Raw genomic sequence first — 1,371 nt, 5'->3', positions numbered from 1 at the left:
TGATTTTATCGAAGGGATTGGGGCGGGCGGCGACGCCTATTTGTTTAAGCCAGTAAATGCGGCTGTATTGCAGAGCATGGTATCCGCCATGGGGCGAATTGCTGGGGTTCAAGAGCAGCTGCAAGAAGCCAACCGACAACTCGAATCGATGGCTTATGTTGATCCGTTGACCAAGCTTTTGAACCGCAGAGGAATGATGAACTCGATGGAGCGAGAGTGGTCTCGGTCAAATCGTAACAAGCTAGCGTTGTCTATTTTGCTTTTGGATGTCGATCATTTCAAAGCATATAACGACTTTTACGGGCATTTAGAAGGTGACCGTTGCCTAGAAAGAATCTCCGAAACGCTGCAAAAAGCGACGCTTAGGCCTGCTGATATAGCTTGCCGCTTTGGTGGTGAGGAGTTTCTAGTGCTTCTTCCTGAAACCAGCGCGCAAGGGGCAAGAGAAGTAGGGGTTCGGATTCTTGCTGCATTGAAGGAGGAAAAGCTCCCACATGAAACATCCAGCACTGTGGACTATGTGACTGTAAGTATTGGCGTGGCGAGCAATGTCGATCACACAGATATCGAGTCAATGATTAGAGCCGCGGATGAGCATCTATATCAAGCAAAAGCGGCTGGCCGAAATCAAATTGGAGCTTAGGGTTTTTGCCTCGATTCAAAAACAGATTTTTAATCGTTTCTTCCTAAAGGCTTTGGGCGCGTTTTAGATAATTGCTCTGAAGTCTGTTAGCGTCCGTGCTCTGTGATATACCCTCCTTGCATGTGATTACGTATCGGATCGCGTCTCTACTTTATCTAGTTTTGGAGGTCTGCTGTGCAGCAAAAAACGCATCAACTATTGTCGCAAAGTATTGGTACGAGAAGAGAGCTTCTTAGCCTGCATTACGGTCGTGGCGACATAGATGTGAAGGTGTATATGCAAGCTAGCTTGCATGCGGATGAAGTTCCTCCAATGTTAGTCTTACACCACCTGAGAACCTTGTTAAACCAGGCAGAGGAGCAGGGGCTCATCGCAGGGGAGATCGTTCTCGTCCCGTATGCCAATCCTATAGGCCTTTCTCAGCACCTTGCGAGGGATCATCTTGGCCGCTTTGACTTTACTAGCGGTGAGAATTTCAATCGGAGTTATCCTGATTTTTACGATCTTATTATTGATGACATAGAGCCACGACTTAGTCAGAACGAGGATCAAAACAAGCAAGTCATTCGAGGTGCGATTAAAACTGCGTTGTCCCATATTCCCCGTGCTACTGAACTGGCCGATATGCGCTTAACCTTGCTTGACCTCGCGCATGATGCTGATTGGGTGCTCGACATGCATTGCGACTTTGAGGCATTGATGCATATGTATGTCGATACGCCCTACCT

At 47.5% G+C, this 1,371-nt stretch carries 2 protein-coding genes; both read left to right on the top strand.

Annotated elements, in window-relative coordinates; all coding sequences use genetic code 11:
• Nucleotides 1-643 (top strand): diguanylate cyclase (locus A3751_RS17575; RefSeq protein WP_068458311.1); only part of this gene is annotated, 643 nt, incomplete at its 5' end.
• 174 nt (nucleotides 644-817) lie between these two features.
• Nucleotides 818-1,371: succinylglutamate desuccinylase/aspartoacylase family protein (locus A3751_RS17570; protein ID WP_197466459.1), on the top strand; the 554-nt coding region annotated here is incomplete at its 3' end.

The sequence above is a fragment of the Oleiphilus sp. HI0080 genome, from assembly GCF_001635135.1.
The sequence above is the reverse complement of the archived record's forward strand: the minus strand, read 5'-3'. Positions and strand labels throughout refer to the sequence as shown.